Consider the following 13,888-nt stretch of genomic DNA (forward strand, 5'->3'; position numbering starts at 1 on the left):
CCTACCATAAGGCCATGCTTCACCTCGGCCGACTCCTGCTGCTGCTGGTCTTCGCCACGAACGCCGTCGCGGGCGATGGGCCCGCCCCGTTTGTCGCGGTCTATGCCCTGTCCCAGGGCTCGCTGTCATTCGGCACCATGGAGCGGCGCTACGAATTGAAAGCCGACGGCGCCTATCGATTCCTGTCGCGCATGAAGACCAGCGGCGTGCTGTCGCTGGTGCGCTCGGACAAGATCACCGAATCGAGCAACGGTCGGCTGCGCGACGGCCACTTCGTGCCCGACACCTACAGCTATCACAACTCTCGCGGCGACAAGCATTTCGCATTGCGCTTCGATCATGCCAACGGCCAGGTGCAGCGCAGTGACCAGGCGCGCGGCTGGAGCGCGGCGATGCCGGCGGCGGCGCTCGACAAACTCGTCTACCAGATGCAGATGATGCTGGATCTCCCGGCACAGCCGGCCACCCTCCGCTACAGCATCGCCGACAAGAACAAGCTCAAGGATTACCTGTTCGACAATCGCGGCCGCGAGCAAGTCGCCACCGACGCGGGCCGCTACCAGGCCGTGCGACTCGAGCGCGGCGCGCGTGACGCCGAGCGTCGCACGGTGGTGTGGTGCGCCGAGGAACTTGACTGGCTGCCGGTGAAAGTGGAATACCGCGAGAAGGACGGCAGCGTCACGACGGCGCTGTTGCGCTCGTTCAAAAAGCTCTAAGCGCGCGGCCCTGCGCCGCGGCCGTCAAGCCGCCTACTGCTTGGCAAGCTTCGCGGCCAGCGCCTCGGCATCCTTGCGCAACGAAAACGTCTTGTTGGCGTCCAGCAGTTGGCGCACCCGCTCCAAGGCCTGCGTTTCCTGGCCGCTGTCGGCCATCGCGCTGGCCAGGTGAAACGCGATGTCGGCATCGGCGGGCGCCAGCTCCACAGCCTTCTTCAGTAGTTCCAGGCCCTGTTCGCGTTTGCCCTGTTGAAACAGGATCCAGGCGTAGGTGTCGACGATCTGCGGCTGGCGCGGCGCGAGGTCGTAGGCTTGCTTGGCCATTTCCAGCGCACGTGCGTCCTTGCGTTCGAAGTAGAGCCAGGCGAGATTGTTCAGCACCACCGGATCCTGCCGGCTCTTTTCCAGCAGTTGCTCGTAGGCGGCGGTGGCGGCGTCGGCCGCGCCCTGCTGCTGCAAAACGGCGGCCTGCGCGAAACGCGCGCGCTGGTCGTCGGGATGCGCGCTCACCCATGCGTCGAGGCGCTGCTTGCCGGTGCCTAGCGCCTGCTCCACGCGATCGAGCTTCAACACCTTGCCGGTATCGGGCTCGACTTCAAAGGCGCGCGCATAGGCTTGCGCGGCGGCTTTCAGATCTTCGCGCTGCATGGCGATGTCACCCAGCAGTTCGTGTCCGGCGGCCTCGTTCTTGCCCTGGCCGACCAAGTTTTTGGCGATGCGCTCAGCGCCCTCGATGTCCTTGCGGCGCAGCGCCTGGTGCGCCAACAACAGCTGCGCCGCCTGGTGTTCCGGCTCCACCTTGATGATGCGTTCGAGAGCCTCGCCGAGGCCCTTCTCGTTGCCGAGCTGGTTTTGTGTACGGGCCAGCAGTTCCAACGCGGCGACCGAAGTCGGCGCACGCGCGACCAAGGCCTGCACGGCCTTCAACGCTTCGGCGTTGTCGCCGACGTTGAGCATGATCTGCGTGTACTCGCTCTGCACTTGCGGTGCATAGGACGCCAGTTTCCAGGCTTCGCGCACCGCTTGCTCGGCCTGCGGCAGCTTGCCTTTCTGGCGGTAGTAACGCGCCAGGGCCAGGCGCGGCGCCACTGCTTCGGCGTTATGTTCGCGCGCCTGCTGCCAATATTTCTCCGCCTCGTCGGCGTTCTTGTCGTTCAGCGCCAGCGCCGCCAGGCCGAGCAGCGCGTTGGGATTGAATTCATCCCGCGCCAGCACGTCCTGGAAATGCTTGCGCGCGCCGGCCAGGTCCTTGTCCTGCACCGCGAGGCGCGCGAGGTTGATGCGCGCCGGATGAAAATCGGCATCCTTGGCCAGGGCCTGTTGGTAGGCGTTTCGCGCTTCGGCCGTGTCGCTCTTCGATTCGTAGACGAAGCCGAGCACGTTGTTGGCCAAGGCATCGTCCGGCTTGGCGGCCAACAGCGCACGCGCCGCCGCGAGCGCATCGTCGTAGTGCTTGTCGGACAGGTACGCGAGCACCAGCATCACGTTGGCCTGCACGAAATCCGGCTGCTCGGCGATGATGGCTTTCAGATCCTTGACCGCTTCCTCGGCATTGCCGCTGGAAAGCTTGCCCAGCGCCAGTTGGGTACGTATCGGCAGCGAATCGGGAGCGAGCTTGGCCGCCTTGTTGAGCTGTGCCTCGGCGCCGGCGTAGTCACCACGCTTGAGATAGGCCGTGCCGAGCAATGCCAGCATGCCCGGATCCTGGCTGTCGGCGAGGCGCGCGCCATTCTCGCCGGTCGCGCTCTCGATGCCTTCCAGGCGGCCGCCGGCCAATTGGATGGAGTTGAGCAGACGGCGCGCTGCCTCGTTCTCCGGTTCGAGTTGCAGCAGCGTCGACGCATATTCTTCGGCGCGCGAAAACTGCCCCATGGAAAAACACAGGCGCGCGCCCATCACCAGCGCGTCGCGGTCGTTCGGGGCAACCAGCAGCACCTTCTTCAATTCCAACAAGGCGGTCTCGAAGTCCTTGCGCTGTTCGGCGATGCGCGCGCGCAGAAAATTGACGCGCGGATCGTCGGCGCCCTGCGCGCCGATGGCATCGAGCTGAGTGCTTGCGGCGTCCAGTTCACCGCTGGTGAGCAAGGCTTGGGTCATGCCGAGGATCGCGCCCGGGCTGCGCGGCGCGAGCGCCAGCGCTTTTTTGAAGGCGTCACGCGCGGCCGGCAGCTGCTTGTCCTCGAGCTCGAGGGCGCCCTTGATCAGCCACAGACCGGAGTCCTTGGGCGCACTTTCGAGCAGGGTGTCGATCTGGCCGCGCGCGGCCTTGACGTCGCCTTCGCGCAGCGCGACCTGCAGCAGGCCGCGGCGCGCGTCCTCGTGCTGCGGGTGCTTGTCCAGCACTTTCTGAAAAAGCTCGCGCGCCTGTTTGAAATTCTGCTGACCGAATTCCAGCATGCCGCCGAGAGCGGTCCAGTCCGGCGACTCGTCGTCGCCATGGCCGACCAGTTCGGCGCGCGCCTGGTCGAATTTGCCCAGCATGATCTGGGCGCGCACCACGCTGAGTGCCACCTCCTGGGTCTCGACACCGAGCGTGCGGGCCTTCTCCAGTTCGCGTAGCGCGCCGTTGGCGTCGCCTTGCTTGAGGTAGGCCAGGCCCAGCAGCTCGCGCGCCTCGGCGTTATCGCTGTCCGCGGCCAGCGCGGCGCGCAGATCGATGGTGGCAGCCTTGTAGTCGGCGGCCTTGTAAGCGGTCGCGGCGCGCTTCACCAGCATCGCCGGGTCGCTGCCGCGCTGCTTGTGCCACATGAACGCGGCGCCGGCCGCGAGCACCACGGCCAGCGCCGCCAGCCCCATGTTGCGCGCGATGCGCTGGCGGCGACGCGACCGTCCGCGTCCGCTTGAGGATGAGGTCGCGCCCATGGCTTGCTTCCTTTGCCTAGATTTTGCCGTCGTCGATCATCTTGATGAGTTCAGCGGCCGGCACGTAGCCGCCGATATGCTTGCCCTGCTCGGTGTAGACCGATGGCGTGCCGGTCACGCCCATGGCGTTGCCAAGCTCGTATTCCTTGGCCACCGGGTTATCACACTTGCGCGAATCGACGGTCTTGCCGAGCTTCGACCGGGTCAGGGCCTCCTGGCGGTCGGCCGCGCACCAGACCGCCACGGCCTTGTCGAATGACGGCCCCTTGATGCCGGTGCGCGGAAAGGCGAGGTAGCGCACGGTGACGCCGGCATTGTTCAACTGCCCGACTTCGTTGTGCATCTTGCGGCAATAGGTGCAATCGATGTCGGTGAATACGTAGAGGGTCTTCCTGGTTTCCTTGGTCTTGGCCGGAAATTCAATGAAGCCCGTGCTGTCCATGGCTTCGAACACCTGCTTGCGCGCCTGCGCACGACGCTGATCGGAAACGTTGACGTGGGCGTCGAGGTCGATGAGGTCGCCATGCACCACGTAACGGCCATCGGCGCTGACATAAAAAAGTGAAGCCCCGACCATCACCTCGTACAGGCCGGGGATGGGCGCAGGCGTGATATCGGTGACTTTTTCCTTGGGGAACAGCTTGGCCATCTTGGCGGCCAACTGCCCAGCGACGTCCTCGGCGTGAACCGCGCCGGCCACCAGCGCCAGCAGCCAGGTCAGCAGGATAGTCGTCGTGCGTTTCATGATTCGTCCTCAATGGCGGTTGTGGGATTGTAGAGAGCCCCACGCCCGCTTACCAATCCGGCGTGGCCAGTTCGAGACCGAGTCGCCGCACCGAGTTCCCGCCGGCTGTTCAAGCCATACTATAATCGGCCGCTAGGACAAGCGCCGCGCGGGACTTGCGCGACCGCGCCACCACCTGCGCGCAGGGCGACTGAAGCACTCGACATGAGCCTCACCGATACCGAAAACCTGGAGGGTTCCTCGCTCGGCAAGTACCAAATCCTTAAAAAGATTGGTGCGGGCAACATGGCCACCGTCTACATGGGCCATGATCCTTTCATCGACCGGCCGGTCGCCATCAAGGTGGCCAAGCCCGACCCGTCCGGTGAAAGCGAGGTGAGTGAATTCTACAAGCAGCTGTTCTTCAACGAAGCGCAGACCGCCGGCCTGTTGAAGCACCCCAACATCACCGCCATCTACGATGCCGGGGTCGATCGCTCCCATTACTACATCGTCATGGAATACGTGCATGGCGGCGACACGCTGGACAGCTACACCGGCATCAATGAACTGCTGCCGCTCGGCACCGTCACCGCCCTGCTCTATCAATGCGCCATGGCGCTCGACTACGCGCACAAAAAAGGCGTGGTCCACCGTGACATCAAGCCGCGCAACATCCTCTTGACCGAGGACCGCGAGGCCAAGATCACCGATTTCGGCGTGGCGGTCTCGCCCGGCATGCACAGCCACGGCTCGCCCCAGCATGCCGGCTCGCCGCTCTACATGTCGCCCGAGCAGGTGCGGCGCGAAGCGCCGGTGTCCCAGAGCGACCTGTTCTCGCTGGGCGTAGTGGCCTACGAACTGCTGACCGGCAAGCATCCCTTCCATGGCGAAAACATCGACGCCATCGAGTACCGCATCCAGAACACCACGCCCTTGCCGCTGCGCGAGCTGCGCGGCGACGTGCCGCAGATCTACCAGCGCATCATCGACAAGGCCTTGTCCAAGCGTGCGCGCAACCGCTACAAGTCGGGCCTGGACATGGCCGGCGACATCGCCCTGGTGTTCGATTTCCTCAAGCAGCCGGCCTTTCGCCTGACCCAGCAGGAGAAATATCACCAGATCGAGAACCTGCATTTCTTTCGCGACTTCCACGACAGCGACCTGTGGGAGCTGATAAATGCCGCCGAGTGGGTGCGCTTGAGCCAGGACAGCGAGATACTGCAGGAAGGCCAGGCCGAGACCGCGTTTTACGTGCTGGTCAGCGGTGAGGTGGTGGTGCGCAAGAGCGGCCGCGAAATCGTGCGCTTGTATCCCGGAGATTGCTTCGGCGAGATGGGCCTGGTGTCGCGCCGGCCACGCACCGCGAGTATCGTGGCGGTGACCGATATCACGGTCATGAAACTGCGCGACGTGGTCATCGACCGCACCTCGATCAATTGTCAGCTCAAGTTCCAGCGCCGCTTCCTGACCGCGCTGATCGAACGCCTGGAGCACGCGACGGAGCGCATCGCGACGGTCGGCGACACACCCTGAGCGCCGCGCCGGCCTCAATCGACACAGCCCTGCGAGGTTCCATGGCGACCCGTCTCGAAACCCCTGGCACACGCGCTGCCATCACCCTGGACCTGACCATCCGCCTGTTGCAGGACCAGGGCGCGTTGAGCGCGGCCCAGGCGCAGCAGGTCAAGAAATCCGTCAATCTCGACGACACCCGCCATCCGTTCGTGCAACTGGCCGATCTCGGCCTGCGCGCGACCGGCGCCAACCGCGATCCGCTGACCCTGGAAAACATCACGCGGCTGGTGGCGGGCGCCTGCCACATGGATTACTTCCGCATCGATCCGCTCAAAATCAACGTCGAGGCGGTGACGGCGCTGGTGTCGCAGGCCTATGCCACGCGTTTCCAGTTCCTGCCGGTGCTGGTCAACGAGCAGGAAGTGACCATCGCCACCGGCGAGCCCTTCGCCAACGAATGGGAGCCGGAAATCGCGCGCGTCCTCAAGCGCAAGATCACGCGCGTGCTGGCCAACCCGCGCGACGTCGAGCGCTACCTGCGCGAGTTCTACGGCGTCAGCCGTTCGATTTCCGGCGCGACCAGCAAGAGCAGCCTCACCGCCCGCAGCCTGGTCAACAATTTCGAGCAGTTGACCGAGCTCGGCTCGGTCGGCGAACCCGACGCCAACGACCGACACATCGTGCACCTGGTGGATTGGTTGCTGCAGTACGCTTTCGAGCAGCGCGCCAGCGACATCCACATCGAGCCGCGCCGCGAGCAGAGCAACATCCGCTTTCGCATCGACGGCGTGCTGCACCTCATCCACCAACTGCCGACGGCCGTGATCAGCGCCATCATCAGCCGCGTCAAGTCGCTGGGCCGCATGGACGTCGCCGACAAGCGTCGCCCGCAGGACGGCCGCGTGCGCACCAAGGTTCCGAACGGCCAGGAAGTCGAGTTGCGCCTTTCGACCATGCCGACCACCTTCGGCGAAAAGCTGGTGATGCGCATCTTCGATCCGGAAAAGCTCGCCCAGCCGTTCGAGCAATTGGGGTTCACGCCGCACGACCTTGGCCTGTGGAACGACATCGTCGGGCAACCCCATGGCGTGATGCTGGTGACCGGCCCGACCGGCTCGGGCAAGACCACCACGCTGTACTCCGCGCTCAAGCGACTCGCGCGTCCCGAGATCAACGTCTGCACCATCGAAGACCCGATTGAAATGGTCGAGCCGCAGTTCAACCAGATGCAGGTGCAGGCGGCCCTCGACATCGACTTTGCGTCCGGCGTGCGCACCCTGCTGCGCCAGGACCCGGACATCATCATGGTCGGCGAGGTGCGCGATCGTGAAACCGCCGACGTCGCCATCCAGGCGGCGTTGACCGGTCACCTGGTGCTGTCGACCTTGCATACCAATGACGCGCCGTCGGCGGTCACGCGCCTCATGGACATCGGTGTGCAGCCCTTCCTGATCAGCGCCACGCTGCTGGGCGTGGTCGCGCAACGTTTGATCCGCACGCTGTGCCCGTTGTGCAAGCGCCCCGGCACCATGCTGCCCGACGCCTGGCATGCGCTGGTGGCGCCGCATCGTATCGCCGTCCCCGCCACCGTCATGGGCCCGCAGGGTTGCGACGAATGCCGTCACACCGGCTACCGCGGGCGCGCCGGCATCTACGAAATCATGCGCCTGACGGAAAGCCTGAGCGGCCTGATCAAGTCCGAGATGCAGACCCAGCAATTGCGCCAGGCCGCGCTCAAGACCGGCATGCGGCCACTGCGCCTGGCGGGCGCGATCAAGATTGCCGAGGGCTTGAGCACGCTCGAGGAAGTATTGAGCGTGGTGCCCGCACCGGAGCGCTGAGCCGCGCGTTCAGCCGCGCGGGTGATGCTCGGCGTGCAAGGCCTTCAGCCGTTCGGCCGCCACGTAGGTATAGATCTGGGTGGTCGAGATATCGCTGTGGCCGAGCAGCATCTGCACCACGCGGAGATCCGCGCCATGGTTGAGCAGGTGGGTGGCGAAGGCATGACGCAGGGTGTGGGGTGACAGCGCCGCCTGGATGCCGGCCTGCAATGCGTAGCGCTTCACCAGGTACCAGAAAGCCTGGCGGCTCATGGCGGCGCCACGCTGGGTCGGAAACAGGGCATTGCTTGGCCGTCCGCGACACAGCGCGCCGCGCGCCTCCTGCACAAAACGTTGCAGCCAATCCAGCGCTTCCTCGCCGAGCGGCACCAGGCGTTCCTTGGCGCCCTTGCCGGTCACACGCACCACGCCCTGGCGGGTGTTGACCTGCGCGACTTCCAATGTCACCAGTTCGCTGACGCGTAAGCCGGTGGCATACAGCAATTCCAGCATCGCGCGGTCGCGCAGCCCGAGATCGGTGTCGACATCGGGCGCGGCCAGCAGCGCTTCGACGTCCGCTTCGCTGAGGCTCTTGGGCAGTGAACGCCCGAGCCTGGGCGCGCTGAGACGCACCGTCGGATCGGCACTCAACACCGCTTCGCGCACTTGGAACTGGTAGTAGCGGCGCATGCTGGACAGGCGCCGGGCCTTGGTGCGCGCGCTGAGTTTGTCAGCCTGGCCGAGGAAATCGAACAGGTCCGCCTCCCCGGCGCCGTCGAGCGTGAGGCCACGCCGCGCGAGGAAGGCGGCCAAGGTGGCGAGATCGCTCCGGTAAGCCGCGATCGAATGCGGGCTCAAACCGTACTCCACCCACAGGTGGTCGAGAAACCGCGACAGGGGATCGCTGGTCTTCAAGCGCAGGCTCAATCGTTTACTCTATGCGGCGACACGCGGTCACCATAGCAGAGCCATGCCGGGGCCCGCCATGGCGCGGCGCGATGCGCGGCGCCGCATGCGACGTGTCGTTCCACGCGCCGACAGAGGATCACCCACATGCTTGAATCATGGTTCAGTTCGTCCGGTTCCGCCTTGACGGCGGTGGAACGCAGCCCCGAGGAGCAACGGCAAGTCGATCTGCAAACCGCGGATCTCGCGCTCTATCACTACGACTCGTGCATGTTCTGCGCGCGCGTACGCAAGGCTATCGCCAGCTTGAATCTCAAAATCGAATTGCGCGACGTCTTGCGTGACGCCGGACATCGACGCGAACTGGAACAAGGTGGCGGTCGTTCGACCGTGCCCTGTCTGCGTATCGGTCTCGGCAAGGATGGGAAATGGATGTATGAATCGGCCGACATCATCGCCTACCTGGCGAAGCGCTTCGGCAAGGAGCAGGGGGCGGCGACTTCATGAGCCGCGCACCCCGGAGACGGCTTCCCTCAGTCGGCGCGTGAGGTGATCTTTTCCTTGATGCGGGCAGCCTTGCCGCGCAGGTCGCGCATGTAATAGAGCTTGGCGCGACGCACGTCGCCGCGGCGCTTCACTTCGATGTCGGAAATGATCGGGCTGTAAGTCTGGAACACGCGCTCCACACCTTCGCCGTGGGAGATCTTGCGCACCGTGAAGGCCGAGTTCAGTCCGCGGTTGCGCTTGGCGATCACCACGCCCTCAAAGGCCTGCAGACGCTCGCGATTGCCTTCCTTGACCTTCACCTGTACCACCACCGTATCGCCAGGCGCGAAACTGGGTACCTTGCGTTGCATTTGTTCGGATTCGAGTTGCTCGATGATATTCGCCATGACTAATACTCTAGGGGATGATGCGAGCGCGCGATTCTACATCAAGTCTTAAGGCCATTTCACCCTAAAATCTTCAATCACCTGAAGATTCTTCCAGGTCGCGGCGATAGGCATCGAGCAGCGCCTGGTCGGCACCGCCGAGTCCGGCGGCCGGCAACAGGTCGGGGCGCCGCTGCCAGGTGCGACCGATGCGTTGCTGGCGGCGCCAGGCGTCGATGGCCGCATGGTGACCGCTGAGCAGCACCGACGGCACGGCCTGACCGTCCAGGACCTCGGGGCGCGTGTAATGCGGGTGGTCGAGCCAGGCGTCACTGAAGGAGTCTTGCTGTGCCGAGCGTTCGTCGCCGAGAGCATCGGGCAAGGTGCGCACGATGGCATCGATCATGAGCATGGCCGGCACCTCGCCGCCGCTCAGGACGAAATCGCCGACCGACCACTCCTCGTCGATGTCGCGCTCGAGCAGCCGCTCGTCGACCCCTTCGTAACGGCCTGCCACCAGGACCAGGTGCGGACAGTCCGCCAGCCGCGCGACCTCACGCTGTTGAAAACGGCGACCCTGGGGCGACAGGTAGATGACCCGCGCCGCGCCAGCCGCCTCGCGCGCGGCGCTGATGGCGGCGCGCAGGGGCGCGGCCATCATCACCATGCCGGGTCCGCCGCCATAGGGGGTGTCGTCGACCGTGGCGCGTCGATCGTGGGTGTAGGTACGGGGATTGACCGTTTCGATGGCGACCAGCCCACGTTGCCGGCAGCGGCCGACGATGCCGGTGTCGCGGAACGCGTGCAGCAATTCGGGAAACAGCGTGATGACGGTGTAGCGGTTCACCGCTCAGTCGTCACTGTGCCAGTCCACTCGCATTTCGCCGCCCGGCACGTCGACGGCCAGCACGTACACATCGCGCACGAAAGGAATCAGGTATTCGCGCTCGCCTTCGATACGCAGCACGTCGTGGGCGCCAGTCTCCATGAGGCCGGTCACCGTACCCAAGGCCTGGCCCTCGCGATTGACGACCCTGAGCCCGATGAGGTCGGCCCAGTAATAATCGCCGTCGCTGCTCGGCCCCAACTGCTCGCGCGTGATGGCGACGTCGCGGCGCACCAGGCTCGCCGCCTGATCGCGGTCGTCGATGCCGGCAAGGTGCGCTATCACGCCGCCGTGATGACGCCGCGCCTCTTGCACCTCGTAGGCGCGCCATTGGCCGTCGCTCAACAGGTACCAGGGAGAATAATCGAGCAGGTTGTCGCGCGGCCGCGTATGCGAGAACACCTTGACCCAGCCGCGCGTGCCGAACAGGCCGTTGATGCGGCCGACGAGAATGAAATCAGTCAAGGTACGGGGAACGAAGCGAATGGGCGGAGCGCGGCGCCGTCGAGACCCCGCGCCCGGCGAGCGCGGTCAGCCTCGAACGGGACGGACGTGACTCAGGCCGCGACGGGATGGCTCTTGACCAGCGCCGTGACGCGATCCGAGGGCTGCGCACCGACCGACAGCCAGTACTCGTAACGCTCGCGATTGATACGAAAGCCTTCCTCGTTGGCGGTCGCCAGCGGATTGAAGTAGCCCACACGCTCGATATGACGACCATCGCGCTTGTTGCGACCGTCGGCGACGATGATGTGATAGAAGGGCCGCTTCTTGGCGCCACCACGGGATAAGCGAATCGTAACCATCTTTAAAAAAATCCTCTGACTTCGGTGCATCTAACAAGGCACCGACTTTTACCGAACACGCCCGGCGGTGCCTCCGGGTCGGGCGCGCATTCTAAGAGAAAAACCTACCGCGAAGAAAGACATATCGCCTCGCCTTCGCAACTTGCGTCGGTCCCGCCCTGCGCCGGCCACAACTCGTGGTTCTGCCAGGTATCGGTTCCAAGTTACTGAAAAGCCGAAAGCGGTCCGCATGACTTGAGGTTGATTCGAGCTTCGGCCGCCAGCTTTCGACGCGTACCGTCAACGATGAAGGCGGCGCTGCGGACGCCGCCTTCAAAGCCAAGCTCAGACCGCCTTCATGCTGAGGCGGATGCGGCCCTGCTTGTCGACTTCCAACACCCGCACCTTGACCACGTCGCCCTCGGACAGCATGTCGCTGACGTTCTCGACGCGGTCGTTGGAGATCTGCGAGATGTGCACCAGGCCGTCCTTGCCCGGCAGGATGTTGACGAATGCGCCGAAGTCCATGAGCTTCTGCACGCGGCCTTCGTAGATCTCGCCCACTTCGACGTCGGCGGTGATGGCCAGCACGCGCGCCTTGGCGGCTTGCCCCGCGGCATTGTCGACCGACGCGATCTTGACCGTGCCGTCATCATCGATGTCGATGGTGGCGCCGGTTTGCTCGGTGATCTGACGGATGGTCGAACCACCCTTGCCGATGACGTCGCGGATCTTGTCCGGCGGGATCTTGATGGTGATGATGCGCGGCGCGTAATCCGACATCTCGGTGCGCGCCGCCGGCAGCACCTTGTTCATTTCGCCGAGGATGTGCAGGCGGCCGGTCTTGGCCTGTGCCAGCGCCACTTCCATGATCTCGCTGGTGATGCCATCAATCTTGATGTCCATCTGCAGCGCGGTGATGCCGCCGGCGGTACCGGCAACCTTGAAATCCATGTCGCCCAGGTGGTCCTCGTCGCCGAGGATGTCCGACAGCACCACGAAACGGTCGCCTTCCTTGATGAGGCCCATGGCGATACCCGCCACCGGCGCCTTCAGCGGCACACCTGCATCCATCAGCGACAGGCTGGTGCCGCACACCGAAGCCATCGAGCTCGAGCCATTGGACTCGGTGATTTCGGACACCACGCGGATCACGTAGGGGAAACTGCCCATGTCGGGCATGACGCCGACGATGGCGCGCTTGGCCAAACGGCCATGACCGATCTCGCGGCGCTTGGGCGAACCGACGCGTCCGGTTTCGCCGACGCTGAAGGGCGGGAAGTTGTAATGAAGCATGAAAGGCTCACGACGCTCGCCTTCGATGGCGTCGATGATCTGGGAATCACGCTCGGTGCCGAGCGCCACCACCACCAGGGCCTGGGTCTCACCGCGAGTGAACAGCGCCGAACCATGGGTGCGCGGCAGCACGCCGGCTTCGATGGTGATGGCGCGGATGTCGTCCTTGGTGCGACCGTCGATACGCGGGTTGCCGCTCAACGCGCTGTCGCGCACCACGTCGTATTCGAGGTCGCTGACCACCGCCGCGATCTGGCGGTCGGTCCACTTCGTGCCGTCGCCAATCAGCGCCGCGACGATTTCGCCCTTCAAGGCCGACAGGCGATCGCGACGCTCCATCTTGTCGACGATGCTGTAGGCGCTGGCAAGCGCGCCGCGGTAACCGTTGGCCACCGCCTTCACGAGTTCTTCGTCATGGCTGGTAGCGGTCCACTGCCACGGCGTCGGCTTGACCTTGGCAGCCAGTTCCTTGATCGCGTCGATGGCGACCTGCATCTGGCGATGACCGAAGTTCACGGCGCCGAGCATCACTTCCTCGGACAGCACCTTGGCTTCCGATTCGACCATCAGCACCGACGTCGCGGTGCCGGCGACGACCAGGTCGAGCTGCGAGTCATCCAGTTGCTTGAAGCTCGGGTTGAGCAGGTATTGGCCATCCTTGTAACCAACGCGCGCCGCGCCGATGGGGCCCATGAACGGCAGGCCCGATACCGCGAGGGCCGCCGACGCGCCGATCATCGACGGGATATCGGGATCGACCGTCGGGTCCAGCGACATCACGGTCGCGATGATCTGCACTTCGCTGTTGTAACCGCTCGGAAACAGCGGACGGATGGGACGGTCGATGAGGCGTGAGGTCAGGGTTTCCTTTTCGGTCGGACGACCTTCGCGCTTGAAAAAACCGCCCGGGATCTTGCCGGCCGCGTAGGTGCGTTCCTGGTAATCCACCGTCAACGGAAAGAAATCGCGATTCGGATCGCTGGCCTTAGAACCGACCACCGTCGCGAGTACGACCGTGTCACCCATCGTGACCAACACCGCGCCCGTGGCCTGGCGCGCGATGCGCCCGGTTTCGAGCGTGACGGTCTGACTACCGTACTGAAAAGACACCGTTGTTGCCGACATAAACTTTTTACCTGCTCATTCAAAATGAAGAGCCGCTGACTTGGCAGCGGCTCGAAGACTGGAAACGCGATGACGGATGCTAAGACCCGCGGCTACTTGCGCAGTCCCAGTCGAGCAATGAGGCCACGATAACGTTCGGTATCGCTGCGCTTGAGATAGTCGAGCATTTTGCGGCGGCTGTTGACCATGCGCAGCAGCCCCTGGCGGGAGTGGTTGTCGTGCGTGTGGATCTTGAAGTGTTCGGAGAGATCGTTGATACGCGCTGACAGCAGCGCTATCTGCACTTCGGGCGATCCGGTGTCCGTTCCCGACAATTGATATTCACTGATGATCGCGCTCTTGTGCTCATTCGACAAAGACATCTACCAACTCCTACAC

At 64.4% G+C, this 13,888-nt stretch carries 13 protein-coding genes; 4 read left to right on the forward strand and 9 right to left on the reverse strand.

All coding sequences use genetic code 11. The features are described from left to right. Positions 1-14: 14 nt before the first annotated feature. On the forward strand, positions 15-716 hold the full coding sequence (locus IPM80_21525) for a DUF3108 domain-containing protein (protein MBK8960929.1): 702 nt from the start codon (positions 15-17) through the stop codon (positions 714-716). A gap of 33 nt (positions 717-749) precedes the next feature. Here IPM80_21525 and prsT read toward each other — a convergent pair whose 3' ends face one another. Together prsT and IPM80_21535 are read right to left on the reverse strand one after the other, a co-directional pair. Continuing rightward, on the reverse strand, positions 750-3,578 hold the full coding sequence (gene prsT, locus IPM80_21530) for a PEP-CTERM system TPR-repeat protein PrsT (protein ID MBK8960930.1): 2,829 nt from the start codon (positions 3,576-3,578) through the stop codon (positions 750-752). Positions 3,579-3,594: 16 nt separating this feature from the next. Beyond that, on the reverse strand, positions 3,595-4,323 hold the full coding sequence (locus IPM80_21535; GenBank protein ID MBK8960931.1) for a DsbC family protein: 729 nt from the start codon (positions 4,321-4,323) through the stop codon (positions 3,595-3,597). Positions 4,324-4,527: 204 nt separating this feature from the next. Here IPM80_21535 and IPM80_21540 point away from each other — a divergent pair, with 204 nt between their 5' ends. Together IPM80_21540 and IPM80_21545 are read left to right on the forward strand one after the other, a co-directional pair. After that, complete coding sequence (locus IPM80_21540) at positions 4,528-5,838, forward strand: protein kinase (protein ID MBK8960932.1); 1,311 nt, start codon at positions 4,528-4,530, stop codon at positions 5,836-5,838. A 41-nt stretch (positions 5,839-5,879) separates the two neighbouring features. Beyond that, the gene (locus tag IPM80_21545) at positions 5,880-7,661 is read left to right on the forward strand and encodes a type II/IV secretion system protein (protein ID MBK8960933.1); all 1,782 of its coding nucleotides are present in this window, start codon (positions 5,880-5,882) and stop codon (positions 7,659-7,661) included. Positions 7,662-7,670: 9 nt separating this feature from the next. On the opposite strand, the gene xerD is transcribed toward IPM80_21545, so the two are convergent. Then, positions 7,671-8,555 (reverse strand): site-specific tyrosine recombinase XerD, encoded by an 885-nt coding sequence (gene xerD, locus IPM80_21550; protein MBK8960934.1) that lies wholly within the window; start codon positions 8,553-8,555, stop codon positions 7,671-7,673. A 138-nt stretch (positions 8,556-8,693) separates the two neighbouring features. Here xerD and IPM80_21555 point away from each other — a divergent pair, with 138 nt between their 5' ends. Beyond that, entirely contained in the window at positions 8,694-9,053 is a 360-nt protein-coding gene (locus IPM80_21555; GenBank protein MBK8960935.1) for a glutaredoxin, read from the forward strand. Between the two features lie 26 nt (positions 9,054-9,079). On the opposite strand, the gene rplS is transcribed toward IPM80_21555, so the two are convergent. From rplS to rpsO, 6 genes are all read right to left on the reverse strand, one after another. Next, positions 9,080-9,439, reverse strand: a complete 360-nt coding sequence (rplS, locus tag IPM80_21560) for a 50S ribosomal protein L19 (protein MBK8960936.1) — start codon at positions 9,437-9,439, stop codon at positions 9,080-9,082. A 73-nt stretch (positions 9,440-9,512) separates the two neighbouring features. Next, complete coding sequence (gene trmD / locus IPM80_21565; protein ID MBK8960937.1) at positions 9,513-10,265, reverse strand: tRNA (guanosine(37)-N1)-methyltransferase TrmD; 753 nt, start codon at positions 10,263-10,265, stop codon at positions 9,513-9,515. Positions 10,266-10,268: 3 nt separating this feature from the next. After that, positions 10,269-10,769: a ribosome maturation factor RimM gene (rimM, locus tag IPM80_21570; GenBank protein MBK8960938.1), complete on the reverse strand. Its 501-nt coding sequence runs from the start codon at positions 10,767-10,769 to the stop codon at positions 10,269-10,271. 92 nt (positions 10,770-10,861) lie between these two features. After that, positions 10,862-11,110: a 30S ribosomal protein S16 gene (gene rpsP / locus IPM80_21575; GenBank protein ID MBK8960939.1), complete on the reverse strand. Its 249-nt coding sequence runs from the start codon at positions 11,108-11,110 to the stop codon at positions 10,862-10,864. A gap of 324 nt (positions 11,111-11,434) precedes the next feature. Then, positions 11,435-13,510 (reverse strand): polyribonucleotide nucleotidyltransferase, encoded by a 2,076-nt coding sequence (gene pnp / locus IPM80_21580; GenBank protein ID MBK8960940.1) that lies wholly within the window; start codon positions 13,508-13,510, stop codon positions 11,435-11,437. A gap of 92 nt (positions 13,511-13,602) precedes the next feature. Further along, entirely contained in the window at positions 13,603-13,872 is a 270-nt protein-coding gene (gene rpsO, locus IPM80_21585) for a 30S ribosomal protein S15 (protein MBK8960941.1), read from the reverse strand. Between the last annotated feature and the right edge of the window lie 16 nt (positions 13,873-13,888).

The organism is Pseudomonadota bacterium (genome assembly GCA_016719885.1).
In the GTDB taxonomy this organism is placed as follows: domain Bacteria; phylum Pseudomonadota; class Gammaproteobacteria.

Coding starts and splice junctions, on each gene's coding strand:
- IPM80_21555 (MBK8960935.1), top strand. CDS start 8,694: ATGCTTGAATCATGGTTCAGTTCGTCCGGTTCCGCCTTGACGGCGGTG.
- IPM80_21540 (MBK8960932.1), top strand. CDS start 4,528: ATGAGCCTCACCGATACCGAAAACCTGGAGGGTTCCTCGCTCGGCAAG.
- prsT (MBK8960930.1), bottom strand. CDS start 3,578: ATGGGCGCGACCTCATCCTCAAGCGGACGCGGACGGTCGCGTCGCCGC.
- IPM80_21545 (MBK8960933.1), top strand. CDS start 5,880: ATGGCGACCCGTCTCGAAACCCCTGGCACACGCGCTGCCATCACCCTG.
- rpsP (MBK8960939.1), bottom strand. CDS start 11,110: ATGGTTACGATTCGCTTATCCCGTGGTGGCGCCAAGAAGCGGCCCTTC.
- pnp (MBK8960940.1), bottom strand. CDS start 13,510: ATGTCGGCAACAACGGTGTCTTTTCAGTACGGTAGTCAGACCGTCACG.
- IPM80_21535 (MBK8960931.1), bottom strand. CDS start 4,323: ATGAAACGCACGACGACTATCCTGCTGACCTGGCTGCTGGCGCTGGTG.
- rpsO (MBK8960941.1), bottom strand. CDS start 13,872: ATGTCTTTGTCGAATGAGCACAAGAGCGCGATCATCAGTGAATATCAA.
- IPM80_21525 (MBK8960929.1), top strand. CDS start 15: ATGCTTCACCTCGGCCGACTCCTGCTGCTGCTGGTCTTCGCCACGAAC.
- rplS (MBK8960936.1), bottom strand. CDS start 9,439: ATGGCGAATATCATCGAGCAACTCGAATCCGAACAAATGCAACGCAAG.